This is a genomic window from uncultured Faecalibaculum sp., from assembly GCF_910588395.1.
GTDB lineage: Bacteria > Bacillota_I > Bacilli_A > Erysipelotrichales > Erysipelotrichaceae > Faecalibaculum.
On sequence record NZ_CAJUPA010000011.1, the window covers coordinates 34,282 to 60,627 of the forward strand.

Sequence of the window (26,346 nt, forward strand, 5' to 3'; positions counted from 1 at the left end):
TTTCTTCAGAGACCGGACATATTTTGTACAGTTCCGGATCATTGTCATTTTGTTCATTCCACCCCATCTTTTCAGGCTGCGGTCTTGGCATCAGACAGAATGTTTTTCTGTGACAGAATGTCCTGCTTTGGCGTTTCGGGTTCATTGCAGGTGTTCAAACTGTCCAATGAACTTACAATACATTCAGAGATAATAGAAACGAGAGATGCAGATGAGAAAAAACGGTGTTTTGCTTCATATAACTTCCCTGCCGAGTCCCTATGGTGTGGGTACCATGGGTCAGGCTGCCAGAGATTTCATTGACCAGCTTCAGCGGCATGGTCAGAGCATCTGGCAGGTGCTGCCGGTGAATCCCACAGGGTACGGGGATTCACCCTATGCCGCGAGTTCCATTTTTGCGGGAAACCCCTACATGATCGACCTGGATCAGCTGGCTTTTGACGGGCTGCTGCAGTGGCATGAATTCGAGCACACGCAGTGGTATACCTATCCCGACCGGGTGGATTTTGCGATTCTGTCCAGAAACCGGATGCCGCTGCTGCGGACGGCTGCCTGGCGGCTGCTGCAGAACAAGCCGCAGGATTATCAGGCGTTTCTGGATGACAACAAGGACTGGCTGCCGGATTTCGCACTGTTCACGGCAATCAAGAGCTCTCAGGGCGGAAAAGCCTGGAAGGACTGGCCGGAAGAGTACAAGGTGTACGATGCAAAGAAAACCGGTGAATGGCGGCAGCGGTTCCTGGATGAAGTGGAGCAGACGGAGGCGATCCAGTATCTGTTTTTCCGGCAGTGGAAGTGGCTCAAACAGTATGCGAATGACCACGGTGTGGAGATTCTGGGGGATATCCCGATTTATGTGGCAATGGATTCCGTGGATGCCTGGAGTCACCCGGAGCTGTTTCTGATGGATGAGCATTCCAATCCCACGGTGGTGGCAGCGGTACCGCCTGATGCCTTCAGCGCCGAGGGCCAGCTGTGGGGCAACCCGGTGTATGACTGGGCGGCGCAGAAAAAGAACGGCTACAAATGGTGGACGAACCGGATCCGGCGAATGGCAGGGCTGTATGATATCCTGCGGATCGACCATTTCCGGGGATTTGATTCATTTTATGTGGTAAAACCCGATGCCACGACGGCGATTGGCGGTGAGTGGCGCAGGGGACCCGGTGCAGATCTGTTCCGGCGGGTGACCAGAGCGATTGGAAAACAGAACATCATTGCGGAGGACCTGGGGATTCTGACTCCTTCGGTGGAGCGGATGCTGAAGAAAGTCGGGTATCCGGGGATGAAGGTGCTGGAGTTCGGGCTGTTTGCGAACACCACCGAGGGGCAGGAATACCTGCCGTTCAGTTATCCGACAAACAGCGTTGCCTATGCAGGAACGCATGACAACGACACGATTTACGGCTGGTTCAATGGTCTGTCCAGGGAGGACAAAGAGTATGTCCGGGAATATCTGGATTCCTGGGATGACGGCAAGCTGAACTGGAAAATGATGTCGGCGCTGCTGGCTTCTCCTTCGGATACGAGCATTGTGATGGTACAGGATCTGCTGGGGCTGGGCAGCGAGAGCCGCATGAACAAGCCCGGAGAACTGGGTTCCTGGCAGTGGCGCCTGACGCCGGGTCAGCTGACGGAGGATGTGATGAAGCATCTGGGGTATCTGACCAGGGTGTACCGCCGGCTTCCTTCTCAGCGGATTGATCCTGCGAAGAAGAAAACCGCCGAGGCTGCCATGGAGGCTGTGGCGGATCAGCCGCGGTAAAACACGGTTCCAGACGGCGGTGAGCGGCTGTCTGCATCATGGATACACGAAAACCAGGCGGATGCCGGTCCTGTGGGGCACAGGAGGGCTGAGCGCCTGGTTTTTTCATGCAGATTTCTGTGTGTGAAAGCCCGGCAGCCTGGCCATCATCGGAACAGGTATAACTTTGGGAAATGCTCTTCGATAAGAAAGCGGGTTTTTGGGGCTCTGTCCCACCAAAATGTGATGGGATACAGAGCCACAGGTTTTCTCACAGGCAAACTGGAATTTGTTGCAAACTTGCAACAAGTCTCTGGATGAAAAAGAGGCTCACTGAAAAATGGAATCTGGGATCTGAGTTCTCCCTTTTTGTCCGAAGGCTCCGATCGAGGACTGCTATAATGAAAAAGCAAAGATAAAAACACAACGCTGGAAAATCCGGCAGAACTGGTAGGTAGTCCAGTCGCTCCATTTCGGAGTCAGTAACCCTCCCTCCTTGGGTCGTCCGTTCTTTGTTCATTACAAATTAAGGAGGATTTGTTGTGAACAAAGTTTCGGTAAAACTGACTGTCTTCTTTGAAGATCCCTTCTGGGTGGGAGTCATAGAGGTTGTTTGCGAAGGCCGGCTCAGTGCCTGCAAGCTTACTTTCAGAGGAAATCCCAGTGACTGCGAGATTTATGAATACCTTCGGGATCACTGCACTCGGCTTCAATTTACTCCGGATGTTCCAACTGCTGAAAAAAGCATTCATCTGAATCCAAAACGGAAGCAGAGAGAGGCACGGAAACAAATGCAGAAACGAGGTACAGGGACCAAGTCTCAGCAGGCGTTAAAACTGCAGCAGGAAATGTACAAAACAGAACGTGTCGCTGTCAGTCGGGAGCAAAAGAAGGCAGAAGAGAAACGAAAATTTGAGCTGAAACAGCAAAAGCGTAAAGAAAAGCACAGAGGCAGATAGCTTCTGTGCTTTTTACATCCATAATCCTGCAAATGCTGAAACACTTCTTCCGGTGTTTGTCATGATCGGACTGGGGGGCTCTGGCAAACCGCCGGCAATGGCTGAATCCGGAGCATACAAAGGAAGCGAAAAATCTCGTATTCAACATTCTGTTCCCGATTCTGATTTTCAATATTCTCTTTACCTCCAGTTTTCCGGCGGGATCGCTGTGGGTGATCGTCTATGTCGCGATTGCCTTTGTGGCTTGAGGATGGCTGTCGCCGCAAAATCCGATGACCGTTTCTGTTCTGCAACAGTATATAGTCCAGCCGATTCAGTTATAACTTCTAATTATGAATGCTAATAAAAAACGGGTATTATCCACCTGTTCAATTCCTGAATATAATGAAAGCGGATTTAAAAAGGAGGCCCTGCTTCACTTCAGACCTCTTGTGAAACCGCGGCGTGACCGCGTGGAAAGGACATTGATTATGAGTACATTTCCCGAAACATTTCTGTGGGGCGGTGCGGTAGCCGCCAACCAGTGCGAAGGTGCCTATCTGGAAGACGGCAAAAAACTGTCCGTGCCTGACATGCTTCTGGGCGGCGATGTGAACACGCCGCGGACGTTCCTGCCCCGGCAAGATGCCACCGCTTTCTATCCCAGTCACGAAGCCATTGATTTCTATCACCGGTACAAAGAGGACATTGCGCTGTTTGCGGAAATGGGCTTCAAGTGCTTCCGCCTGTCCATCAACTGGGGACGCATTTTCCCGGATGGAGATGATGCCGAACCCAACGAAGCGGGTCTGGCGTTCTACGACAGTGTGTTTGATGAATGCCGCAAACATGGAATCGAGCCGCTGGTGACGCTGTGCCACTATGAAATTCCCTGGAACATCGTCACAAAGTACGGCGGTTTCTCCAACCGGAAAGTCATCGATCTGTTTGTCCGCTATGCCACCACAGTCATGGAACGCTACAAGGACAAAGTCAAATACTGGCTGACTTTCAACGAAATCAATGTGCCCATGATGGATATGGGCGGCATTGGCAGTCTGTATGGCCTGGGCATCATGGAAGAAGAGGACATTCAGTCCGACCACCGGATTCCGCTGACAGAGCTGAAAGGCAACAAGCAGCGTACCTTCGAAGCCCTGCACAATGAGTTTGTGGCCAGTGCCCTGACCGTCAGAGCGGGACACGAAATCAACCCGGATTTCATGATCGGCAACATGATTGCGCACATGACCAACTACCCGCTGACACCGGATCCGAAGGATATGCTGGCCTGTCTGGATGTGGACAACATGTGCAACAACTTCTGCGGTGATGTGCAGGTTCGCGGTGAATATCCCGCATACATGTGGCGGTATTTCCGGAATGAAGGCATTGATACGTCTTTCATCACCGAGGAGGACAAAGCCATCCTGAAAGAAGGAACGGTGGACATGTACACCTTCTCCTACTATATGACCAACTGCGTCACGGTGCATGAAGGCGCGGAAATGACCGGCGGCAACATGTCCCTGGGTGCAAAGAACCCCTATCTGAAAGCCAGCGACTGGGGCTGGCAGATCGATCCGGATGGCCTGCGCTATACACTGGATACACTGGCAGGCCGGTACCCGAATACCCCGCTGATGGTGGTGGAAAACGGATTCGGCGCCTTCGACAAAGTGGAAGAAGACGGCTCCATTCACGACCAGTACCGGATTGACTACTTCCGCAGCCACATCGAGGCCATGGCGGAAGCGCTGAAAGATGGTGTGAACCTGATTGGCTACACCACCTGGGGTCCCATTGACCTGGTATCTGCAGGCACCGGGCAGTATGCCAAGCGCTACGGTTTCATTTATGTGGACCGGCATGATGACGGCACAGGAGATTTCTCCAGAAAGAAAAAAGACTCCTTTGACTGGTACAAAAAGGTCATTGCCTCCAACGGCGAGGATCTGGACTGACTGATTCAGACTGCAGGAAACCGGGCAGGCTGTCGGAAACTGTAATCAGCCTGCCTGCGGTTTCTGCCTTGCCGCAGGATACAGCAGCATATAAAGGAGTAATTTCCATGAAACGGAAAATCGTATTTCTGGATGTGGACGGAACGCTGATTGACTACGAAGCCCATTGCCCCGACAGCGCCAGAGAGGCGGTGAACAAAGCCCGCCGGGCGGGCCACAAAGTCTATATCTGCACCGGCTGTTCGAAAGCGGAGATTCTGGAGCGGGATCTTCCGGAACTGGATGGCATGATCGGCGGCAATGGTGCCTATGTGGAAGATGACGGAGAAGTCGTTCTGCATCAGGGCCTGAGCAAAGAACAGACCCGGGCCATTGTGGACTGGTGCCGGGAAAGAGGGCTGGGCTTTTATCTGGAAAGCAATGCCGGCATGTTCTGCGATGACAGCATGCTGAAACAGGGACCGGATGTCATGGTCCAGTACGCCCTGGACAAAGGGGCGGATCCGGCTGCCGCAAAAACATCTTCCTCGCATTTTCTGCAGCAGATGATCCATCTGCCCTATGAAGAAATGGACCGGGATGATGTGAACAAGATCAGTTTCATTCTGTCTTCTTTCCAGGATCATGCCGATTCTGCCGAAGACTTCCCGGATCTGGAAGCCAACACCTGGGGCGGCAAAGGAGAACATGCGCTCTTCGGTGACCTGGGTCCGGCGGGAATCACGAAAAAGTCCGCCATCGAAGCACTGCTGAGGCATCTGCAGGCAGAGCAGGCGGATACCATTTCCTTCGGGGATGCAAAAATCGATCTGTCCATGTTCGAGCTCTGCGGATTCAACGTAGCCATGGGCAACGGGGGACCCGAGATCAAGGGAGCCGCAGACTATGTCACAGCGGATGTGAATGATGACGGGCTGTACAAAGCCTTTGAGCATCTGGGACTGTTCGAACCGGTAAAAGAATAAGGCAGCCTGCAGACTGCGGGCATCTGAAACAGCAGCGGGAACCATGCGCCATGACCGGTATGGTTCCCGCTTTTCTGCTGTGCAGATTTGTGTTCCGGCACAGCAAAGCCGCCGGCTGCATACCCGCATCCGGCGGCTTTGTTCTGTGAAGTTCTGGCTTCCTTGCAGAACAGATCAGACTATCTGAACTACAGGAGGCTGGTCTTCATCGTTCCTGGATTTCCTTGCTTCGGCAGTCACTGTCTCTTCTTCTCTGTGTTGGGAGAAAGCATCCAGAAACTGCTGTTCCAGGACCGACAGAAGCCGGTACTTGTTCCAGGCCATCAGACATCGCGAAGTCACTGCGGGGACAAGGGGCCTGAACACCAGATCCGCCGGCAGCCCATCGGGTTCCAGCGCCAGAATCTGTACACTGCCTGCCTGAGCCAGGGGATACATCTCCTGGACCCCGGTATAGTACATCACCGGCCGGGTCCCCCGTTCGTTTCCCCCAATCCATCCTGCCAGAAGGTTCCGGACCAGCAGACGGTCGGGAACGGCCAGATTCATGGTCCGCAGATCTCGTGCCTGGATGCCCTCTTTGCCCTCCAGACTGGTGTCTGTGGCGATGATGCCCCAGGGGTGGGTGAAAGGCAGAGCAAAGTAATCACAGTCGTTTGCCGAACAGGGCTCCGTGAGCAGAACACAGGAGAACAGGTCCCGCGCCAGCCCGTCATGAAGCGCTTCTTCCGGCAGAACCGTCAGTTCCAGACTGACTTTGGCATGCTGCCTGAGAAACTCCGCCAGGATCCTGCCGGCAAACAGAAGACTCTGGTCCATGACCCCCAGTTTGATGGTTCCATGCAGTTCGCCATCATAGTTGCGAAACTGATCCAGCAGCTGTTCCTTCATGAAATTGACTTTGATGGCCTGCTCGTAAAATGCCTCGCCCTGAGCTGTCAGCCGGATCTGACGGGGAAAGCGTTCAAAAAGCTGACAGTGAAGTTCCTCTTCAAGCAGGCGGATCTGCTTGCTCAGTGCCGGCTGGGAAATGTGAAGGCTGGCGGCGGCTTTGGTGAAGGATTTCTTCTGTGCCACTTCCATAAAATAGACAAGTGTTCGAAATTCCATGGGATTCTCCTTGCCGTCAATCAGACTCTGTTTTGCGGACTGCGGAATCAGCTGTCACCATTTCGTCACTGCCCGTTTCCATCTGCAGGCAGAAAGCAGGCGGCAGACTGTCTTCCGAACCGGTTTTCAGCGCTTCCTGATAGTACCGGAGTTTCCGACGGGTGACCTGAAGCGCCTGTTCCAGTTCTGCCATCCGGGCTTTCAGTTTCCTTTCCTGATCCAGAAACATCTCATACCGTTTCTCCAGCGTTCCGGTGCCCTGCTGCACAAGACGGATGTATTCCTGCATGTCCCGGATCTGCAAGCCGGTCTGCCTGAAACTGTCAATGATTCTGAGCATTTCCAGATCTCCGTCCGTAAAGCTGCGGTACCCGGATGGTCTGCGTTCCAGACCAGGCGGCAAGCCCATTTTGTCGTAATAACGCAGTGTGGATACCGGCAGACCGGTCATGGCAGAGACCTGTTTCACGGAATAACCCATGGTGACTCCTCCCGGCGTCTGGCGCCTGTATTCTCTTGACTGTAAAGTCAGCTTCAAGGTTATCCTGATTATACAGGGAATCCGGATTCTTCAGAAACAGGAAAGGAAACAGAAACATGAAAAAAGTATGGTTTATCACCGGGGCTGCCCGGGGTCTGGGCGCGGCTATCGTGAGGGAATTCTGAAGACTGGTGACTGCGTTGCGGCAGCCACCAGGAAAGCAGGCAGTTATCCCGTGCCGGAGGCCTGCCGGGAGAATCTGCTGACGCTGGAACTGGATGTATCGGATCCGGATGATGCCAGATACCGGGAAGCAGTGAATCTGACTCTGGCGCGTTTTGGCAGAATTGATGTTCTGATCAACAACGCCGGCTATGGGGGGTGTCACCTGTTTTGAAGAAACCAGCGAAGAGTCCCTTCGGCAGATGTTTGAAGTCAATGTGTTTGGACTCATGCGGGTCACCAGGGCTGTGCTGCCAGTCATGCGCCGGCAGAGAAGCGGTCATATTTTCAACATTGCCTCCGGCGCCGGCTACAGCGCCGGACCTGTGCCCTATCACACCTCCAAGTTTGCGGTCACGGGATTTTCCACGGCTCTTGCCTTTGAAGTGGCACCTTTCGGAATCCATGTGACCAATGTGGCGCCGGGGCTGTTCCGAACCGGTTTCTACGACAAAGGCAAATGGCGCACAGAGCCTGATCTGCATATCCCGGACTATGATCCCTTCCGCTGGCAGACAGAGTTTGTCCGGGAAGCCCGATGCCATCAGCAGCCGGGGGATCCCGTCAAACTGGCCAGGCTGATTGTGGAAGCTGCCGGTGTTTCTCAGCCGCCGCTGCATCTGCCTGCAGGCGAAGATGCCCCGGCGGTGCTGGACAGCTGGTGCGCCTCCATACAGGCGGATACCGATGCCTGGCGCTCCAGAGCTGCAGAAACTTCCTTTGACGGAAAATCCGATGCCTTCTGAATATCGCTGAATGCCAAAACCGCCGCGTGTCCCGGTGATGATGACCGGTCATGCGGCGGTTTTCCGGTTTTCCCGGCAGAGATGCAGTCTGCATCGGGCAGCGGCCCGTCTGCAGCCAGGCACTGCTTCACAGAAAGCCTGACAGCTGGGACCGGATCAGATTCTCTGCCTGATGGGAAGTCAGATCCCAGAGCTCTTCCGAAGAGAGCTGTCCCAGAACAGCTGCAACACGCGTCCAGATGACAGCCAGGAATATTCCGGCTGCCAGCACAATCAGTGCCATGATCAGATACACGATCACCAGAAACGGATTTCTGCCAAGACTGAAGTGAATGCCTGCGGCAATGAGCAGCAGAAAAGCAGCCATGGCCAGCAGGATAAGCCATTTGATCTGTCCGGCTGCCCGCATGAACCGCTTTTTCAGGGCAACTGCCGTTCTTCTCATTTTCTGACAGACTTCCGATTCTTCCGGTTCCGGATCTCCCTGAATTCTGCTGATGATTTCTTCAATCTGCTCCCGGTCATCCGGCAGTTTCAATACCCGGTCTCCGGACTTCACCAGCCGGTCTTTCTTCTCCGTGAAAAAACGGAGTCTCGTTTCCCAGGGACAGATGTATACCCAGGAAGCCTTGAATTCCGGAAAGTCAATCCGGTACAGTTCACCCTGGAATCCGGGGCTGCAGCGCTCACCTTCATGCTCCTTCACAGTCATCCACCTCCTGTTTCTGCTGTCAGCTGCAACAGCTGCTGACAACAGTATGCCACGCATACTGTCAGCATGAATGCCGGATTTTACAGTCTGCAGGTGGAAATCAGGCAAGGCTGGTCTGCCGGAACTGCGCAGAAAAGCACCGGCGCTCCTGACCGCCGATTCTGCGGCATACCTCCGGTGCATTCTTCCTGCAGGGCTGCATCGCCCTCACTGTGTTTCATGCAGCAGATAATTGTACAAAGCCCCAATCAGATTGGAATCATTGTGATGGGCACAGTTCATGATTTCTGTACCGGGAATATCAAACCCGCATTGACGAATCTGCTCCAGTCTCTGCTCCGTCATATCCCGGATGGTCTGTATCAGCAGCGGCTGTCGGGAAATTCCTCCGCCAATCAGCACCCGCTCCGGGTTCATCAGACAGATCAGGTTGTAAACAAGACCCGACAGGCGCCGGCAAACCAGGTCGAAACAGGCAACGGCTGCCTCATTTCCCGCTTCCCGGAGCTCCATGACTTTGTATCCATCCACTTCTTCGGCATCGAGTGCCGCTGCAGCTGCCACCATGCCGGTGAGAGCCGCAGTGCTGGCGTTCGTTCCCATTGCCTTGTCAAATTCTGATTCTTCCACATTCCCCATCAGGAAAGAGAGCTCCCCTGCAAAGAAATCCTTTCCTTTGTGAACCTTGCCATCCACCACGATGCCTCCGCCAATACCGGTTCCCAGAACGATCACTGCTCCATCCCGGCATCCCCGCAGATTTCCTTTCCAGATTTCCGCCAGAGCAGCTGCCTTTCCGTCATTTTCCAGCCACACCGGAACCAGCCGCCCGGTCCGTCGCTGAATCTCTTCTCTGAGCAGACTGGCTACATTGGTATTCCGGTTGTAGGTCAGAGAGCCTGGCGTAATCACATCGCCGGTGTCTGCATTCACATTACCGGGAATTGACAAGGCGATTCCTTCAGCCTGATCTGCACAGGGAGCCCAGGCTTCATACAATGTCCGGATGAATTCCTCCTGAGAAGTCATGGGAGTGGGAACTTCTCCTTTAAAGAGAATGTCCGCTTCTCTGGTCATCAGCGCGTATTTGATGAATGTCCCGCCAATGTCAAAGACAAAGACGCTGTCTGCCGCTTCCGGCCTGGTCAAATCAAAGTTCGTCATATTCAAATTCCTTTCCGGAACCGCTGCCGCGGTTTTCACTCTCTTCTTTATTTTCTCAAAGCTTCCTGCATCCGCAAAGGAAAGCCAGGTCTTTCATGCTGGCTGGTCAGCCAGCAGATACTTGTGAATCAGATACACCGGTGTGCAGCTCCAGGCATGGCAGTAACTGGAAATGATCGGGCTGCCATAGGGAGAGTAATCCGGCTGATCCGGATCGAATGCCTCCCAGTATGTATCCGCACCCAGTTCAATCATTTTTCCCCAGTATGCTTTCATCAGTCCGACTGCTTCCTGTTTCAGCCCTGCCTGAAACAGAGCCTCGGTCACATGGTGATACATATAAGGAGTGACAATGCCCTTCACCGGGAACAGCTGCTGAATGGCTTCCGTCATGATCTCCCTGTTTTTCATCTGCCCAAAGACACCGGCAAGCACCATCCAGACCTGAGAGGCAATGTTGTACTCTGTTCCCTCTTCTCCCGCACGGAACAGTTTTTTCTCCGGATCATACAGCCGGTTTCGGGCATCATTCTCCAGCTTCTCCAGCTGCTTTACATACGGGGCTGTATCTTCCCGCTTCATCCGGGTCAGTTCGATGAAATGCTTCAGCGTGTAAATCATGATGGCCTGCCCTGCTGTGTCCTTGGCAAACTCCTGGGACCAGTCCACAAACACAGGACGGTCTTTCTGCAGGTGCAGTCTGCCTTCTTCATCCACCTGCTGCAGTGCCAGATCCATCTGCTTCTTCGCCACCGGATACAGGTCTTCCAGAACCATCTCATCCGGATGCTGCTGCAGAAAATCATGCAGTACGCTGGCAAAGAACAGTGAGTAATCGAACAGGAAGGTGTCATCCGGCTGCGGCGAAGGCTGCGTAAATACATTGGCGGATATTTCCCCCTCCTCGCTGGTCATTCCCGCAAACAGATACAGGCACCGTTTCACCAGATCCGGGTTGTCTTCACTCGCATAGGAAGCCAGAGCCTGCAGTCTCAAATCCCCCAGCCACAGCCGCCGGTCCCGCTTGGGGCCGTCTTCAAATACATCCGTCATGCATTCCTGAAGAGTATGCAGTCCCACTTCATAGATTCTGGCAAGTTCCGGATCCTCCGGAACCGGAACCGTTTCTGCATTCCCCGGCGCGCTGGAAGCGCACAGAACTTCGGGATTCGTGAACACCGCTGCCCATTTGGGCGAAGTGTCGATGACAGTCAGCTCCACATACCGGAAGGCATACCGCCGGGGAAGCTCCAGTCGTACCGGAAGTACATCCAGGTGAATGAATTCCTCCTGAATCCAGCTTCTGGACAGCCAGCCATCATATTCCTCTGACTCATGAGCCAGTTCAGCGGGCACCTCGGCAAACCGCAGGCGCAGATACAAAGGCGCATCCATCGGTGAACCGACGGAACGGATGTCCATGGAAAACCGTCCTGTGCAATGCCGTCCGAAATCCAGAATGATGCTCTGGCCCTTGGAAAACGCCATTTTCTCCATGTCCGCATGGATTTCCGCCATGCCCCATCCCTCCAGCAGTGATTCATTCTTCGTCAGTTCCACCGCCCGCACCGGCTTGCGGACCACAGGATGCATTTTGGGCCGGAAAGCCTCTGCCTTGTCCAGGAGCTGGCGATCGTGCCGGAAGCGGATCTCGTCGTTGATCTGAAATTTAAATGTCATATTTGTTCTCCCTGTTCTCTGTTGTCACCTGTTCAGGACGTCATCAGTCATTGCTTCCGACGTTGTATTTCTTCTGCAGCCGGATCTGAACCATGCCCACGATACCGGAAACCAGAATCAGAGCAGCGAAACCAAGCATCGTCGTCCGGATATGCTCCGGCAGTACAAGAACCGGTGTGATCAGGGCAAAAGCAGCACAGCACAGTCTGGAAAACCCGTTGATGAACCCCTGAATGCCGCTGCGGTATGCCGCCGGGAAAGATTCCTGCGTCCAGACCTTGTACATGGCTTCTCCCGCAAAGGTACTGCCCACGTTCTGAAGCGCGATCCAGGCGACAATCAGCCAGAGACTGGATCCGGAAAATGCCAGTCCCACCAGCGCCGCCACCATGATGATCACGCCAATGACAAATGCCACATTCCGGTTCTTTCCGCCGGCAATCTTCGAGAAAATCTGGGCAACCACCAGGCAGACGATCGTGAGAATGACACCTGCGCCCGTGGCAAAGGTCTGGGAAGCATTGGCTTTGACCAGCATATAGGTCTGGAACTGACCGAAGGTGTTCGCCAGCAGATTCCAGCCGCAGTAGAAGATCAGGATGCAGAGAAAGAATCCGAGATACGGTTTGGTCTGTCTGCCAAAGAGAAGCTTCACCACGCTGACTTTTTCTCCATCCTCCGGCTGTTCGCGTTTCGGTGCCTGAGCATGCAGGTCCCTGATTTTTGCACTGCCGTTTCTCATCCATACAGCCAGGACTGCCACCAGTGTGACAATGGCCGTGCAGATTCTGGGTGACCAGGCGCCAGGGAGTGTGGATGTGGCAAAGGCAGACAGCGTTGCCAGCAGAATGCCAAGGGTCCAGTAAACCTGTGTCCCGCTGACAAGCTCGGCGCTGATTTTTTCATTGGGCGCATCGTGGCTGATCATCGTCAGGGAAACCGGAAGGTCGGCTCCGGAGAAGAAACCGGCAATCACCGTTCCTGCCATCAGCATCCAGAAATTCTGGGCTGTCATGATCAGCACCGTGCCGATGATGAAAAAGACATTCAGAATGTTGAAGGAGCGGATCAGACCCAGGGATCTGGTGATTTTCCCCGCCAGAAGAGATCCGGCGGCAATGGAAAGGGTGAGCAGCGAGCTGATCAGGCCAACCTGGGAAGCGCTGAGATTCAGCACATTCTGCCACACGGTAATCGTGCCTGCCAGAGAGACAATAATTCCGGATCCAAGGATGGATCCCAGTCCGGCACTGATCAGAAGCGGTTTGTATTTCGATGTCAGAGTGTTTTCGTTCATATGTGTGTTATCCTTTCCTGTTTCTTTCTGTTTTCAGTCATTCCTGTATGCCTGCAGCCGGTGCAGCGGGCTCCTTCTGCTGCAGTCCCTGTTTCCGTTCATCCAGTTCCCGCCGGATCTGCGGATAGATGTCATCCAGTTTGTAGAACATCATGATGACCATGGACAGCAGGTTGAGAATCAGCGGCAGATACAGATACATCCAGCGGATGGCTTCCAGGGCGCCGGAGGTCTGCACCTGGGCTCCGCCCACATAGCCACCCCAGTCAATCAGCAAGCCGGAAATACCACCGGCAGCAGCCATGGCCACTTTTCCCAGAAAGCCATTGACTGCGGACAATGTACCGGCAGTATCCACACCGGTTTTCCAGAGACCGTAGTCCACCGGATCTGCCTGCATGGAGAAGTAGATGGCTGTTTTCACGCCGGAACCGAACGCGGATATAAACGCGCCTGTGCAGATTCCGGCTGTATTCAGACCCGATGCCCAGATGATGAGCAGCCCCAGAACCTGGATGCCGGCAGACAGTTCGAACAGCGTGCGCTTTTTGATCTTCCGGGCAAAGAACGGGACCAGAACATTGGCGAACACCGGTACAATGGACATGATGGAAGCCACTGTGATGGACAGATCCCGGCTTCCGATGACCGCCGTATAGTAATACACCAGTGCGCCGTTCTGAATGAACAGCCCGCCGAACATCATCAGGATATTCAGTGCGAATATCAGCCAGGGTCCATTGTGAACAAGCGAATGCAGGGCATCCTTCAGTCCGGTTTTTTTCTCCACAGCCGGGTGATTGATTTCCCGTACGTTGAAGAATGTGAAGAAGAACACCAGTGTGCCGATGATGCCGAAAATCAGCATCACCCATCGGAATCCCTGACCTTCATTGCCACCGCCCAGCAGATCCACCAGGCGCAGTCCGAATACACTGACGACTGTGGAGCCGATGAAGGCAAACACCTGCCGTACGGAGGCCAGGGTAGTCCGTTCATCTGCATCTTCTGTCAGGGCGGGAAGAATTGAAGCCATGGGAATATTGACCACTGTGTACATAAAGGACAGACCGATGTATGTGACATAGCAGTAAATCAGCTTTGCTCCCGTGTCCATGGATTCGGGGACCGAGAACGCCAGATAAGCGAAAATGGCAAAGGGAATCGTACCCCACAGAAACCAGGGCCGGGATTTCCCCCAGCGGGTATGGGTGCGGTCAATGGCCCAGCCGATCAGCAGATCGGTAATGCCGTCAATAACCCGGCAGACGACGAACATCAAAGCGATGGCGCCGCCATTGAGATGTGCAACATCGGTGTAGTAATACAGAAGATAAAGGGAAATCATCTGCCAGATCAGATTGCAGGCAAAGTCTGCTGCCCCATATCCGATCCGCTGGCGCCACAGGAATCCCCGGGTCAGTCCCCCGGTGAAGGCTGCTGCCGGAGTTGCGGGGTTTTGTACTGCTTTTTGTTTCGAATTTGTCATGCTTGCTTCCAGGTCTCTCCTCTCCTGTCCTGCAGCCGGATTTTATCCGCTGCGTCGGAATGCGCGATCTTCAATCCAGGCCTTCGATTGGATATCCCGCCGTTTCCTTACACCAGAATTGTATGTTGTAAGCGTTTTCTTCTGAATGATTCATTCTGCCCCGCTGATTTGATTATTTATGTCTGCTGAATCCGGAAAATGCATGGAAGGTCATAAAACATCAAAGCCCCCTGGACATGCGGTTCTGCCAGGAAGCCGGGCTGCTTTCCGGAGATATATGCTGTCTTTTTTTGCCTTCTGTCCAAAAATCTGCATTTTTCCGGCTTTGATTTGTATACTGTTCATAAAGGAGCGAATCACTATGTCAAGAGAATCAACCTGGAAGGAACTGGAAACCTACAACGAGCATGAACAGTTTTATCTGACTCTTCATCTGGCGCGTCAGGATCCGGCTTTTTTCAGACAGTTTCTGGCCGGGCTGGACAAAGAGCAGCTGTACCACAAAAAACTGATCGTCCCCGAAATTCAAGGCAGCTGGATGCCGGTCCACATGGATGAATCCATGGTGACAGGATCTCTGGATCAGGATGAAATCATCGTGTACAAGCACAATCGCTATACACCTGTATTCCGCCATGCTCACACATTTTTCGAGATGGTCTATGTGCTCCGCGGATCATGCCGGCAGACATTCGGTGACAGAGAATTCACTCTGAACGAAGGTTGTTTCAACATCATCACGCCGCTGACCGAACACAGCATTTCAGTATTCGATGATTCTCTGGTGCTCAACATCCTCATATCAGGGAAAGTATTTCAGGATGCGTTCTATTCCCTGCTCCGCTTTTCCAACACCATTTCCACGTTTCTCAATCAGTCCCTGTATCTGTATGAACAGAGCTCCTGGATGATTGCAGATACGGACCGGGATCCACGCATCCGGGACCTGGTCCTGGATCTGACTGAAATGTCCGGCTCTGACAAACCTTTCAAGGCGATGGCGCTGAACGCCCTGCTGACACTGATTTTTGCCGGAATCCTGCAGGATCATGAAGCAGGCATTTCCTTTCCCAAAAAGCCATTTTCCGGAGACGAAACGATTCTGAAAATGATTGCCAGAATTGAACAGGACTACAAAACGGTGTATCTGCAGCAGCTGGCGGATGACTTCGGTTTCTCTGCCAGCTATGTATCACGACTGATCAAAAAGAAAACCGGAAAATCCTTCACCGATATCGTGCAGGGGATCCGGTTCAACAAAGCCAGACATCTTCTGGAAACCTGTGATGATTCCATTGCGGTTATTGCGCAGAATACCGGGTTTGAAAATCTGGAGCACTTCTCCCGGCAATTCAAAAAACGCTATGGCATATCACCGGGATCTTACCGGACTGCCGTCCGTTCCGGGGAGGCGTTTCCGGTCCCGGATCAGGAAAAACAGCCTGTGACTTTGTCTGCCTGAACATAAAAAAACGGGAATCACAACTCCCGCAAAGGAATCTGATTCCCGGTTTGATTCTGTTCCCTGATGGCTGACTTCGACTGTTTCTGCAAAACAGCCCCTGTTCTGTACCTGAGTGGATACGGAACCACTCCGTCTCAATCCGCAAGCTCCATGTACAGCAGCGGCCAGGGATTGCCCTGCTCATCATGGTCGGTCCGTTTATACACCTCAAATCCCATGTGTTCGTAAAAGCCCTGTGCCTGCGGGTTCTGTTCATTCACCGCCAGTGTCCGGACGCCATACTCCCGGATGCCCCAGGAAAGCAGCTGTCTGCCGGTTCCTTTTCCCCGGGCTTCGTCGTCCACAAACAGCATCTCCAGATGTCCATCCGCAATGCCCATGAACCCTGTCAGCCTGCCGGTGTCATCTTCGGCCACCACCAGCGCGGGGACTTGCTGCAGGGCCTGGGGAACAAAGGTTTTGATGTTTGCAATTTCCTCTTCCGACAGAAACAGATGCGTGGCTTTCACCGATCTTTCCCATATCCGGATCAGCTGATCCGGCAGCGGTTTGTTTCTGTCTCTGACTTCCTGTATTTTCATCCGGTTTCCTCCCTGTTTCCGGTCATTATATCAAAAAAAAAACGGTGACTGTTCCTCTATCCGTTGTCTGACAGGCAGGTCCGTTGTATAGTGGTGAAACCGTCCGGAAGAAGTACCTGCCATGCAGAAACTGGATTATGAATCTCAGGTTCTCTCTGATCTCTCCTTGCAGGACACGGAACTGCGTTCCTGCCGGTTCATGAACTGTGTTTTTTTGAGACCTGCCGCCTGTTTCGCCGGAAGAGTCTTGAAACAGACAGTTCTTTGTGATTGAATCTGATCAACGGGAATGAAGTTCTCCCGAGGGAAACCTGAACCGCATGTTCCATGCTGATGACTTCTGCAGACCGATGCAGAAATCATCAGCATTTTTTGATTTCTGCCCGCTGTAATTTTACAGAATGAAAAGGAGGATTTTTCGTGCTGACGAGTATTGCCATCATTGTATTGTCCGGATTGTTCATGGGAAGACTGTTTTCGAAACTGAAACTCCCCGGTTTGCTGGGGATGATCCTTGCCGGGATCCTTCTCAGTCCACATGCCCTGAATCTGCTGGATTCCTCTTTGCTGAATATCTCGTCGGATCTGCGGCAGATTGCCCTGGTCATCATTCTCACAAGAGCCGGCCTGTCTTTGAATCTGGGGGACCTGAAAAAGGTGGGACGTCCTGCCGTGCTCCTGTGCTTTGTGCCTGCCTGCGCGGAAATCATCGGGACCATGCTGCTGGCGCCCCCGCTGCTGGGTGTCTCACTGCTGGAAGCTGCAATCACCGGCAGTGTCATTGCAGCGGTGTCGCCGGCTGTGATCGTACCCCGAATGATCCGGCTGATGGAAAACGGATACGGCAGAGACCACAGCATTCCGCAGCTGCTGCTGGCCGGAGCTTCCGTGGATGATGTGTTTGTCATTGTGGTCTTTTCCGCCCTGACATCCCTGGCGTCCAGCGGCAGCTTTTCTGCGCTCAGCCTCCTGCAGATTCCCGTCTCCATTCTGACCGGGGTTCTGGCCGGCATGGTGACGGGGCTGGGTCTGCATGCGTTCTTCCGGAGCTGTCCGCTGCGGGACACTGTGAAAATCCTGATTCTGCTCAGTGTTTCCTTTCTGCTGCTGGAACTGCAGAACCGGCTGGAGGGAACTGTGCCGCTTTCCGGCCTGCTGGCAATCATGAGCCTGGGGATTTTCCTGAAGCGCCGCAGCCCTGATCTGGCCCGGACCCTCTGTGACGAATACAGCCTGCTGTGGATCCCGGCAGAGATTTTCCTGTTCGTTCTGGTGGGCGTTACTGTGGATCTGCAGTATGCCTTTGCTGCAGGAGCACCGGCAATCGTTCTCGTGCTGGGGGCCCTGATGTTCCGGATGGCCGGTGTGGCCCTGTCTCTGGTAAAGACCCGGCTGACGGGATCGGAAAAACTGTTCTGCATGATTGCCTATACGCCCAAAGCCACTGTCCAGGCAGCGATCGGTGCCATTCCCCTGTCCATGGGACTGGCCTGCGGACAGAAGGTCCTGACGGTGGCTGTGCTCGCGATTCTCATCACTGCACCGCTGGGTGCGGTCGGCATCGACAAACTGTATAAAAAGCTTCTGACTGCACTGGCGTAAGACGCCTGCCCGTCTTCTTCCCAACAGCGCAAAGGGCTGCCGGACAAAGGTTCTGATTTCCCGCTGCATTCCGCACATCCCCAAAACAGCGCAAAGGCCTGCGATTTTCAGGAAAACCGCAGGCCTTTCGGCTGTTTTGGCTGCTTCAGTCCCATAGCTGGTCCGCTTCTCTGATTTTTTCCTGCAAAGTGGCTTCCAGTTCTGAGAAAGCCGGCAGAAAGCTGTCCCGAATCATCAGGACCAGTTCATCCGCTTCGTCTTCATCATATATATAGATGGATGTATTTCTTTTTCTCAGCATTGTCAGCCAGACAGCCGCATCCTGCAGGAATCCGGTTTGATATCCCAGTTTCAGGATTTCCCGGGGCAATCCGGTATCTGCCTGTATTCCATGAAGGCACAGCACTGCCTGCAGGGCTTTCCATGCCAGTTCGAAGGTGAGATTAAACTGACCAATGACACCCATCCGGTGAATTTCGTTTTCCTGTGCCTCTGAAAAATCCGCTGTGCGAAGAACATCCAGTGATGAAGTATAGTTATCGGCTTTTTTCATAAAGCACAATTCCATCTCTTTCTATTTCTCTCTGAAGATCTTCAGAAAGTTCAGCCGTTAGTTTCACAACATCAGCTTTTAACAATGAGTGCAGCAAACAGATCAGCATTTCCACCTCTGACAGCCAGATCAATATCACTGCGCATGCCATTGGTTCCCCGGGCTCTGGAACCGAACAGAATCACCTGTTCTGCGCCAGACTGCCGGGCAAAGGTTCTGATTTCCCGCTGTATTCTGGGTGAAACAGTGCCTGTCATATTTCCTGACTCCTTTCCTGGCTATCTGTCTGTATTATACCCGTCCCCGTTCACTTCCCGGAATCCCGCAATTCTGCTCAGTCTCTCTGCAGCTCCTCTCGCTCCTGCATCCCGCACATCCCCAAAACAGCGCAAAGGCCTGCGGTTTTCAGGAAAACCGCAGGCTTTTCGGCTGTTTTATTCGAATTCGATGGTTCCGGGAGGCTTGGAAGTGATATCGTACAGTACCCGGTTCACATGGGGCACTTCATTCACGATCCGGTTTGCCACCTTGTCCAGCACATCAAAGGGAATGCGGGCCCAGTCCGCTGTCATGCCGTCAATGGATGTCACCGCACGGATGGCCACGGCATAATCATAGGTCCGTTCATCCCCCATGACACCCACGCTGCGCATATTCGTCAGCGCCGTGAAATACTGCCAGATGTCCTGCTCCAGACCGGCTTTCGCAATTTCTTCCCGCAGAATCGCATCGGAATCCTGCACGATCCGGATCTTGTCCTCCGTCACATCGCCCAGGATCCGGATACCCAGACCCGGTCCGGGGAACGGCTGACGCCATACCATTTCATGGGGCAGTCCCAGTTCGGTACCCAGCGCCCGGACTTCATCCTTGAACAGTGTATTCAGCGGTTCGATCAGCTGGAACTGCATGTCCTTGGGCAGTCCCCCCACGTTGTGATGAGACTTGATGGTCTGCGCGGTTTTGGTCCCGGACTCGATCACATCCGTGTACAGCGTCCCCTGCGCCAGCCATTTGATGTCTTCCCCTTCCGTCAGCTTCTTCACTTCTTCATCGAAGGTGTAGACAAACTCGTTGCCGATGATCTTCCGCTTCTTTTCCGGATCGCTGACGCCTTCCAGTTTCTTCAGGAACCGGTCCTTCGCATCGATCCGCACCAGATTCACATTCATGTTCTTTCCGAAAGTCTCCATGACAGAATCCCCTTCGCCCTTGCGAAGCAGACCATGGTCAATGAACATGCAGATGAGCTGATCCCCGATGGCTTCATGCAGCAAGGCCGCCACCACGCTGGAGTCCACACCGCCGGAAAGTCCCAGCAGAACTTTGTCACTGCCCACCTGCTGGCGGATTTTCTCTTTCTGCACCTCAATGAAGTTCTTCATGCTCCAGTTCGCATCCGCATGACAGATGTTGAACACAAAGTTTTTCAGAATGTCATTGCCATACTCCGAGTGCCGCACTTCCGGATGGAACTGCAGGCAGTACATGCCTTTTTCCACATTCGCTGCCGCCGCAAAGGGACAGTTGTCGCTTTTGGCCACCTGCTCAAAGCCCGGAGCCAGTGCGGTGACTTTGATCCCGTGGGACATCCAGACGGTCTCATGTTCCGGCAGACCCGCAAACAGATCCGTGGGATGTACCACATCGATTTCCGTCCTGCCGTATTCCCGGGATTCGGCTTTTTCCACCGTCCCCCCCAGGACATACTGCATCAGCTGCATGCCATAGCAGATTCCCAGAACGGGAATGCCGCTTTCCAGGATCGCCGGATCGCACTTGGGGGCATCAGCTTCATAAATGCTGTTGGGACCGCCGGAGAACACAATGCCTTTGACATCTCCCAGCGCCCGGATCTCTTCCAGAGTCATTTCGTTGGAGTGCAGTTCGGAATAGACGCCGAATTCACGGATTCGTCTTGCGATCAGCTGATTGTACTGGGATCCGAAATCCAGCACGACGATTTTGTCTGCCATTACTTACCTTCCTTTTCCTGTTTTCTGCCGCGGGCCTGTTCCAGCCATTCCTTCACATCCGCCAGCGTCGGCAGTTCCATCTGTATGTTGCGGCGCATTTCCTCATCCGGCTCAACCACATCCGGAATCCAGATGCAGGGGAACCCGCCGTCCCTGGCAGCTTTCACCCCATGAGCTGAATCCTCCAGGACAAGCGCCTGCGCCGGGTCGATTCCCAGCTCCATGGCCGCTGCCAGAAAGATATCCGGATTGGGTTTGGAACGGAATCCTTCCTTGCCCGAGAGAATGCACGCCGGATGCAGCTGCCGGCCTGCATGGGCCAGAAATGCCATGATGTCGCTGCGGGTGGAGCTGCTGGCCACCGCATAGGGAATGTTCTGTTCCTCCAGATATTCCGTCAGTTCGCACAGCCCCGGCTCGTCTGCAGACCCCGGTGCCGGAAACATCTCATAGAAATACTTCAGCCGGTTGGGCGTATATTCTTCATTCAGACAGTGATTCAGACCGGGATACTGATCTTCCAGTTCCACGGCTTTCCGGCTGTCGCAGCCCATCATGGCCCGGGCTGCCGCCGGAGGAATATCATAGCCGTTTGCCATGCCGATTTCCGGCAGCACCTTGAGAAACATGGTTTCCGTATCGAACATCAGACCATCCATGTCGAAAATGACACCCCGGATCTGCGCCCCGTCAAAAGGCGCCGCGACTGGTTTCTTCTCTTCCATTCCCTGTCCTCCTGCACACCGGCTGCCACCAGCCGGACTCATTTCATGATACCGTGGCCCGGCTGTCTTTGAACAGACCACCGGCGGTTTTCCTCAGCAGATTTCCCAGCCCGGATCCGCGGTCAGGGATGCATCTGCCACACGCCCCTGCCCGGCGGCAATTTCACCCGCCACAGCAATCATCGCCGCATTGTCCGTGCAGCAGCGCATGGGAGGCACCGTGAATTCGATCTCCGGATACTGCTGCCGCAGTTCTTCCACCCGCTGCCGCAGACCGGAATTGGCGGATACACCGCCGCCCACCACAAAATGCCGGATTTCCGGATGGTCTTCCAGCACCAGCTTCACCCGGTCAAAGAGCTCATCCAGAGCCGCTTTCTGGAAACTCGCCGCCAGATCTTCCTGCGTGAAGGTTTCGCCTTTTCGCTCGCAGCGTTTGATGAACTGCAGCACACCGGATTTCAGACCGGAGAAACTGAAGTCATAGCGCCCCTGGGTTTTCGGCTCCGGCAGTTCATAGACCGCAGATCCCTGTCTGGCCAGCCGGTCGATCACCGGTCCGCCGGGATACCCCAGTCCCATGACCCTGGCTACTTTGTCATAGGCCTCCCCAATGGCATCATCCTGGGTTTCTCCCAGAATCTCAAAGGAATTCTCGTCTTTCATATAGACCAGCTCCGAGTTCCCCCCGGAGACCACCAGCGCCACCAGCGGGAAACGAAGGTCTGTCACCAGCTCATTGGCATAGATGTGACCCGCCAGGTGGTGCACCGGAATCAGCGGCTTGTTCCACACCGCTGCCAGCGTCTTGGCCGCCTGCACACCCACATGGAGGCATCCAACCAGCCCCGGGCCCGCAGTAACGGCAACCGCGTCCACATCCTCCATGGATACACCGGCATCTTCAATGGCTTTGGCGATGACACCGGAGACATTTTCCACATGAATGCGGCTTGCCACCTCCGGCACCACCCCGCCAAAGGCTTTGTGGGTGTCGATCTGAGAGGCGATCACCGAAGACAGGATTTCCTTTTTGTCTCTGACCACCGCTGCCGCGGTTTCATCGCAGCTGCTTTCAATGCCAATCACAAGCATGTTGTTTCCTCGCTTTCCAGGGGCAGCGCCATGATCAGCGCGTCTTCCCCATCCGAATAATACTGTTTTGTTCTCCCGGCCCGGATCATGCCGGCTTTTTCATACAGGCCGATCGCCGCCTGGTTGGAAGCCCGCACCTCCAGCCGCAGAAACTCGCATCCCTGACCGGCAGCCCGGTTTTTCAGCAGATCCAGAAACCCGGCTCCCAGACCCTGCCGGCGGTATTCCGGCAGAATCCCGATCCGGGCAATCTGCGCCGTTTCAAAGGTCTCCCACATAAAGGCATAGCCTGCCACTGCATCCAGGCCGGCTTCATCCCGGAACCGCAGCAGCCAGGCGTGACTGAAGGGATTGCTCTCCAGCTCCCCCCGGACACCGGCTTCATTCCAGGGCAGGGAAAAGCAGAGCGCTTCCATGCGGGCAAGCCGGGCCACATCCTGAACGCCAGCCTCTGTCAGATGGAGCCGCCCTGCGTCAGCAGCCATGACCACCCGGAGTTTTGTAGGCATCGGATTCCTTGAGATACCGGGGCACCGCCGCATGCACATTGGACACCGGCACCCACTGATCCCTCAGATCAATGAAATTCTTCAGAAAGTCCGGCGTTTCCGGATTCCGGCTACCCACAGCCACATCTCCCAGCAGAATACCCGGATGTGAACCGACAAACCCTTCGTATTCCTCCTCCGTGAGAATCTGCTCCGGCTCCGTCAGGACCCCGTTTTCCACGTGACCCGCATACGCCCGGTGACTTCTGGCATCCAGCAGCACATTGGCTGACGATGCCGTTCCCGCATACAGCTGCAGAGTGCTCAGGGTGTACAGAGGAATTCCCCGCTGACTTGCCAGCACCTTGGCCACGGTCATGGCGATCCGGACACCGGTGTAGCTGCCCGGGCCGTCGGTGATCACCACCTGGTCAATGTCCTGAAAGGACAGCCCGGCATCGTCGAGAATCTGCTGCAGCCGGGGAAACAGTGCTTCGCTCTGTTTCTTGAAGCATTCAGAGCTTGTCCCTGCCAGCAGGGTATCGTCATCATAGAGCCCCGCCGTGAGATGACGGTAGGCTGTGTCCATGGCCAGCGTGATCATGCTGCATCCTCCTGTGTGTTCTGTGTCAGTCCGAAGACCTTCTGCCAGCAACCGGTCCCGGTGATGTCAAAAGTCCGCTCTTCCCCGGTTCCCTGGGAAATGGCAATGCGGATCGTGTCCTGCGGCAGCTGGTCAGCAATATACTGCGACCATTCCACCACGCTGATTCCCTCTTCAAAGACCTCTTCGAACCCCAGGTCCTGATCCGCTCCCTCCAGCCGGTAGGCGTCAATGTGGGTAAAGGGACGGCCGCTGCCATCTTTGTAGTTTTTCATAATGGTGAACGTCGGACTGTTGATGACGGATTTCACGCCGAGGGCTTTGCCCAGGGCCTTGGTGAAAGTGGTCTTGCCCGCTCCCAGATCTCCGTCCAGGCAGAGGGTCACATCGGCGTCCCGGATGAGCTGCGCGATCTCCTGCGCCAGCTGTGCAGTTTCCTGCAGTGAATGGATTTCTCTGATCATTTTTTCCTCCTGCTTCGCGCATATTCATCTTTAATCGCATGTATCTGCGCAATTCTGCGCCGCACAGCGGTTTCCGATCCCTGATCCGAGGGATGGTAGTAGGTGCGGTGTTTCAGTCCCTCCGGCAGACAGACCATGTCCGTCATGCGATGAGGGTAATTGTGGGAATATTCGTATCCGTTCCCGTAGCCCAGATCCTGCATGAGTCTGGTTTCCGCATTGCGCAGATGCAGGGGAACCGGCTGATCCAGTGTGGCTCTGGCATCATCCCGGGCGGCAAAATAGGCATTTTCCATTTCATTGGATTTCGGAGCCAGGGAGAGATATACCGCGCAGTGTGCCAGGTGCACGTTGCATTCGGGCATCCCGAGAAACTGCGCTGCCTGATACGCTGCAATGGCGATTTCCAGCGCCCGGGAATCGGCCATTCCGATGTCTTCGCTGGCCATGCGGATCATCCGCCGGGCCGGGTACAGAGGATTCTCTCCGGCTTCCAGCATCCGTGCCAGCCAGTACAGAGCCGCATCCGGATCGGAGTTGCGGATGGATTTGTGAAAGGCGGAGATCACATTGTAGTGCTCTTCCCCGTCCTTGTCATACATCATCGTTTTCCGGGACAGTGTCTGGCTGAGGATTTCATCTGTGATGTGAATGCCTTCCACATCCTGCGGTGAGGACTTCACCGCCATTTCCAGGGTATTCAGGCAGAACCGGGCGTCTCCATGGGCGTATCCGGCGATATTGGCCCGCTGTTCCGGTGTGATGTCCACCTTCAGGCTCCCCAGTCCACGGGGATCGCGCAGCGCCCGTTCCAGCAGCCGGATCAGGTCTTCCTTTTTCAGCCCCTCCAGGGTGAATACCCGGCACCGGGAAAGCAGCGCCGAGTTGAGCTCGAAGCTGGGGTTTTCCGTGGTGGCGCCAATAAGGGTCACCAGGCCGCTTTCCACATAAGGCAGAAAGGCATCCTGCTGGGATTTGTTGAAGCGGTGGATCTCATCCACGAACAGGATCGTATGGATCCCCGCTTCCCGGGCTTTTTCAGCTTCCTGCATGATGACCCGGATGTCCCGGACACCGGTATTCACAGCGGAGAAATTCACGAACCGCGACTTTGTGCCCCGGGCAATGATCCGGGCCAGTGTGGTCTTTCCCACCCCGGGTGGTCCCCAGAGAATCATGGATGTGACGGAATCCGATTCGATCATCTGCCGCAGGGCATGACCGGGTCCCACCAGTGCTTTCTGCCCCATGTATTCTTCCAGAGTCTGCGGGCGCATCCGGTCAGCCAGAGGTGCATTCATGTCCGGCTCCAGGGTATCCCGGGAAACGGGAGCCGCCGGTTCTTCTTCCATGTCAAACAGTGTGGTCTGTCTCATACGGTTCATTATATCGTGTCTCTACTTCCCCGTGTATGGAAACGCGGTTCTTGAGACGCTTCAGGAACTGCGCCCGGCTTCACAACTTTGCAAGACGGTCAAGTTACAGTCTGCCGGCTATGTCCCGCTTACTGGTGTGACAGATACGTCAGGAAAGCCCTGCAGTCCAGAACGCTGCTGGCCTGGTTTCTGCACTCGGGATTCCTGCAGCTTTTCGCAGGATCCATCCCGGAAATTGCCGCTTCACTCGTTAAATCCACAGGCGTCCTCCCGGATGCCACTGCGGATTCTCTGACAGACACAGAGAAAAACGACCCCATTCACGGTCAGGTGCTGTTCGATTCTCCTGTGATTTCCATTCAGGAAAGCAACAATGGAGAAAAGGTGTATGTAATTGATGTGGAGGTCCAGAACTGTCTGTCCTCCGCCCGGTTTCTCATCGGCCGGTCCCTGCAAGCCGCTGCAGCCGGCATGATGGAGATCCGGTTTGTCTTCGTCGGCGAAAACTGGCGCACATACATCGAGAATCCGGAAATCCGGAATTTCGGTCTTCTTTTCCGGGAGCCGGAAACGGACAGACGGCTGGCTGTGCTGGAGGAAGAATACCGGCTGAAGGGTGAAGCTCTGCAGAAACACGAATACAGCCTTCGAAAAAAAGAAGAGAATCTGCGCAAAGTAAGCGAAGACCTGCGGAGAAAGAAAGCAGGCCTGGAGAAACAGAGCCGTGAACTGGAAGACCGGCAGCAGAACATGATCCGACAGCTCTCCCGCGCAACCGGACTGTCCAGCGTGGCAATACTGTATCTTCTGAATCAGGAATGAATTTCCAAGCCGGATCTGAATTCCGCAGCCGTTGCAAACTACTTTGTCATAGTTTACATATCCCCGTTGCCAGGGACAGCTCC

Annotated in this window: 26 protein-coding genes and 1 riboswitch; of the genes, 9 read left to right on the top strand and 17 right to left on the bottom strand. The window is 54.3% G+C overall.

Going from position 1 to position 26,346, the window contains the following annotated elements; translation table 11 throughout:
* The first annotated feature begins 205 nt into the window (after positions 1-205).
* The 4 genes from malQ (at position 206) to QZ305_RS04380 (ending at position 5,611) form a co-directional block, all read left to right on the top strand.
* A complete protein-coding gene (malQ, locus tag QZ305_RS04365) occupies positions 206-1,765 on the top strand; it encodes a 4-alpha-glucanotransferase (protein ID WP_294730386.1) in 1,560 nt (519 codons plus the stop codon).
* 521 nt (positions 1,766-2,286) lie between these two features.
* On the top strand, positions 2,287-2,703 hold the full coding sequence (locus QZ305_RS04370) for a YjdF family protein (protein WP_294730387.1): 417 nt from the start codon (positions 2,287-2,289) through the stop codon (positions 2,701-2,703).
* 470 nt (positions 2,704-3,173) lie between these two features.
* Positions 3,174-4,646: a glycoside hydrolase family 1 protein gene (locus QZ305_RS04375; protein WP_294730388.1), complete on the top strand. Its 1,473-nt coding sequence runs from the start codon at positions 3,174-3,176 to the stop codon at positions 4,644-4,646.
* Positions 4,647-4,753: 107 nt separating this feature from the next.
* Positions 4,754-5,611: an HAD family hydrolase gene (locus QZ305_RS04380; protein ID WP_294730389.1), complete on the top strand. Its 858-nt coding sequence runs from the start codon at positions 4,754-4,756 to the stop codon at positions 5,609-5,611.
* A 174-nt stretch (positions 5,612-5,785) separates the two neighbouring features.
* Here the strand turns inward: QZ305_RS04380 and QZ305_RS04385 are convergent, their stop codons facing one another.
* Both QZ305_RS04385 and QZ305_RS04390 read right to left on the bottom strand, forming a co-directional pair.
* Complete coding sequence (locus QZ305_RS04385) at positions 5,786-6,721, bottom strand: LysR family transcriptional regulator (protein WP_294730390.1); 936 nt, start codon at positions 6,719-6,721, stop codon at positions 5,786-5,788.
* 16 nt (positions 6,722-6,737) lie between these two features.
* Entirely contained in the window at positions 6,738-7,202 is a 465-nt protein-coding gene (locus QZ305_RS04390; protein WP_294730391.1) for a MerR family transcriptional regulator, read from the bottom strand.
* Positions 7,203-7,329: 127 nt separating this feature from the next.
* On the opposite strand from QZ305_RS04390, the gene QZ305_RS04395 reads away from it, so the two are divergent.
* Together QZ305_RS04395 and QZ305_RS04400 are read left to right on the top strand one after the other, a co-directional pair.
* Complete coding sequence (locus QZ305_RS04395) at positions 7,330-7,599, top strand: SDR family NAD(P)-dependent oxidoreductase (protein ID WP_294730392.1); 270 nt, start codon at positions 7,330-7,332, stop codon at positions 7,597-7,599.
* Positions 7,600-7,627: 28 nt separating this feature from the next.
* On the top strand, positions 7,628-8,170 hold the full coding sequence (locus QZ305_RS04400; RefSeq protein ID WP_294730393.1) for an SDR family NAD(P)-dependent oxidoreductase: 543 nt from the start codon (positions 7,628-7,630) through the stop codon (positions 8,168-8,170).
* Between the two features lie 127 nt (positions 8,171-8,297).
* Here QZ305_RS04400 and QZ305_RS04405 read toward each other — a convergent pair whose 3' ends face one another.
* From QZ305_RS04405 to QZ305_RS04425, 5 genes are all read right to left on the bottom strand, one after another.
* On the bottom strand, positions 8,298-8,882 hold the full coding sequence (locus tag QZ305_RS04405) for a hypothetical protein (protein ID WP_294730394.1): 585 nt from the start codon (positions 8,880-8,882) through the stop codon (positions 8,298-8,300).
* Positions 8,883-9,089: 207 nt separating this feature from the next.
* Positions 9,090-10,046, bottom strand: a complete 957-nt coding sequence (locus QZ305_RS04410; RefSeq protein ID WP_294730395.1) for an ROK family protein — start codon at positions 10,044-10,046, stop codon at positions 9,090-9,092.
* A gap of 93 nt (positions 10,047-10,139) precedes the next feature.
* Entirely contained in the window at positions 10,140-11,726 is a 1,587-nt protein-coding gene (locus tag QZ305_RS04415; RefSeq protein ID WP_294730396.1) for a hypothetical protein, read from the bottom strand.
* A 43-nt stretch (positions 11,727-11,769) separates the two neighbouring features.
* A complete protein-coding gene (locus QZ305_RS04420; RefSeq protein WP_294730399.1) occupies positions 11,770-13,023 on the bottom strand; it encodes an MFS transporter in 1,254 nt (417 codons plus the stop codon).
* Positions 13,024-13,060: 37 nt separating this feature from the next.
* Positions 13,061-14,512 (bottom strand): MFS transporter, encoded by a 1,452-nt coding sequence (locus tag QZ305_RS04425; protein WP_294730400.1) that lies wholly within the window; start codon positions 14,510-14,512, stop codon positions 13,061-13,063.
* Between the two features lie 361 nt (positions 14,513-14,873).
* On the opposite strand from QZ305_RS04425, the gene QZ305_RS04430 reads away from it, so the two are divergent.
* On the top strand, positions 14,874-15,974 hold the full coding sequence (locus QZ305_RS04430) for an AraC family transcriptional regulator (RefSeq protein WP_294730401.1): 1,101 nt from the start codon (positions 14,874-14,876) through the stop codon (positions 15,972-15,974).
* A 137-nt stretch (positions 15,975-16,111) separates the two neighbouring features.
* On the opposite strand, the gene QZ305_RS04435 is transcribed toward QZ305_RS04430, so the two are convergent.
* Complete coding sequence (locus tag QZ305_RS04435) at positions 16,112-16,558, bottom strand: GNAT family N-acetyltransferase (RefSeq protein WP_294730402.1); 447 nt, start codon at positions 16,556-16,558, stop codon at positions 16,112-16,114.
* A 276-nt stretch (positions 16,559-16,834) separates the two neighbouring features.
* Positions 16,835-16,908: riboswitch (Fluoride riboswitch) on the top strand.
* A gap of 70 nt (positions 16,909-16,978) precedes the next feature.
* On the opposite strand from QZ305_RS04435, the gene QZ305_RS04440 reads away from it, so the two are divergent.
* Positions 16,979-18,160 carry a cation:proton antiporter gene (locus QZ305_RS04440; RefSeq protein ID WP_294730403.1) on the top strand — a complete coding sequence of 394 codons (1,182 nt, stop codon included), beginning with the start codon at positions 16,979-16,981 and terminating at the stop codon, positions 18,158-18,160.
* Positions 18,161-18,305: 145 nt separating this feature from the next.
* Here the strand turns inward: QZ305_RS04440 and QZ305_RS04445 are convergent, their stop codons facing one another.
* From QZ305_RS04445 to QZ305_RS04485, 9 genes are all read right to left on the bottom strand, one after another.
* Positions 18,306-18,713 carry an HI0074 family nucleotidyltransferase substrate-binding subunit gene (locus QZ305_RS04445; protein WP_294730404.1) on the bottom strand — a complete coding sequence of 136 codons (408 nt, stop codon included), beginning with the start codon at positions 18,711-18,713 and terminating at the stop codon, positions 18,306-18,308.
* 71 nt (positions 18,714-18,784) lie between these two features.
* Positions 18,785-18,970, bottom strand: coding sequence for a nucleotidyltransferase family protein (locus QZ305_RS04450; protein WP_294730405.1), 186 nt, complete (start codon positions 18,968-18,970; stop codon positions 18,785-18,787).
* 177 nt (positions 18,971-19,147) lie between these two features.
* The gene (guaA, locus tag QZ305_RS04455) at positions 19,148-20,689 is read right to left on the bottom strand and encodes a glutamine-hydrolyzing GMP synthase (RefSeq protein WP_294730407.1); all 1,542 of its coding nucleotides are present in this window, start codon (positions 20,687-20,689) and stop codon (positions 19,148-19,150) included.
* A complete protein-coding gene (locus QZ305_RS04460) occupies positions 20,689-21,414 on the bottom strand; it encodes an HAD family phosphatase (protein WP_294730408.1) in 726 nt (241 codons plus the stop codon). The genes guaA and QZ305_RS04460 overlap by 1 nt, the downstream gene beginning before the upstream one ends.
* A 93-nt stretch (positions 21,415-21,507) precedes the next feature.
* Positions 21,508-22,509, bottom strand: a complete 1,002-nt coding sequence (gene tsaD, locus QZ305_RS04465) for a tRNA (adenosine(37)-N6)-threonylcarbamoyltransferase complex transferase subunit TsaD (RefSeq protein ID WP_294730409.1) — start codon at positions 22,507-22,509, stop codon at positions 21,508-21,510.
* Positions 22,500-23,018, bottom strand: a complete 519-nt coding sequence (rimI, locus tag QZ305_RS04470) for a ribosomal protein S18-alanine N-acetyltransferase (protein ID WP_294730410.1) — start codon at positions 23,016-23,018, stop codon at positions 22,500-22,502. The genes tsaD and rimI overlap by 10 nt, the downstream gene beginning before the upstream one ends.
* Positions 22,984-23,601 carry a tRNA (adenosine(37)-N6)-threonylcarbamoyltransferase complex dimerization subunit type 1 TsaB gene (tsaB, locus tag QZ305_RS04475; RefSeq protein WP_294730412.1) on the bottom strand — a complete coding sequence of 206 codons (618 nt, stop codon included), beginning with the start codon at positions 23,599-23,601 and terminating at the stop codon, positions 22,984-22,986. The genes rimI and tsaB overlap by 35 nt, the downstream gene beginning before the upstream one ends.
* Entirely contained in the window at positions 23,598-24,065 is a 468-nt protein-coding gene (gene tsaE / locus QZ305_RS04480; RefSeq protein WP_294730413.1) for a tRNA (adenosine(37)-N6)-threonylcarbamoyltransferase complex ATPase subunit type 1 TsaE, read from the bottom strand. Before tsaE ends, tsaB begins: the two co-directional genes overlap by 4 nt.
* Entirely contained in the window at positions 24,062-25,417 is a 1,356-nt protein-coding gene (locus QZ305_RS04485; protein WP_294730415.1) for a replication-associated recombination protein A, read from the bottom strand. The genes tsaE and QZ305_RS04485 overlap by 4 nt, the downstream gene beginning before the upstream one ends.
* 111 nt (positions 25,418-25,528) lie before the next feature.
* Here QZ305_RS04485 and QZ305_RS04490 point away from each other — a divergent pair, with 111 nt between their 5' ends.
* Positions 25,529-26,263, top strand: coding sequence for a hypothetical protein (locus QZ305_RS04490; protein ID WP_294730414.1), 735 nt, complete (start codon positions 25,529-25,531; stop codon positions 26,261-26,263).
* Positions 26,264-26,346 lie beyond the last annotated feature (83 nt).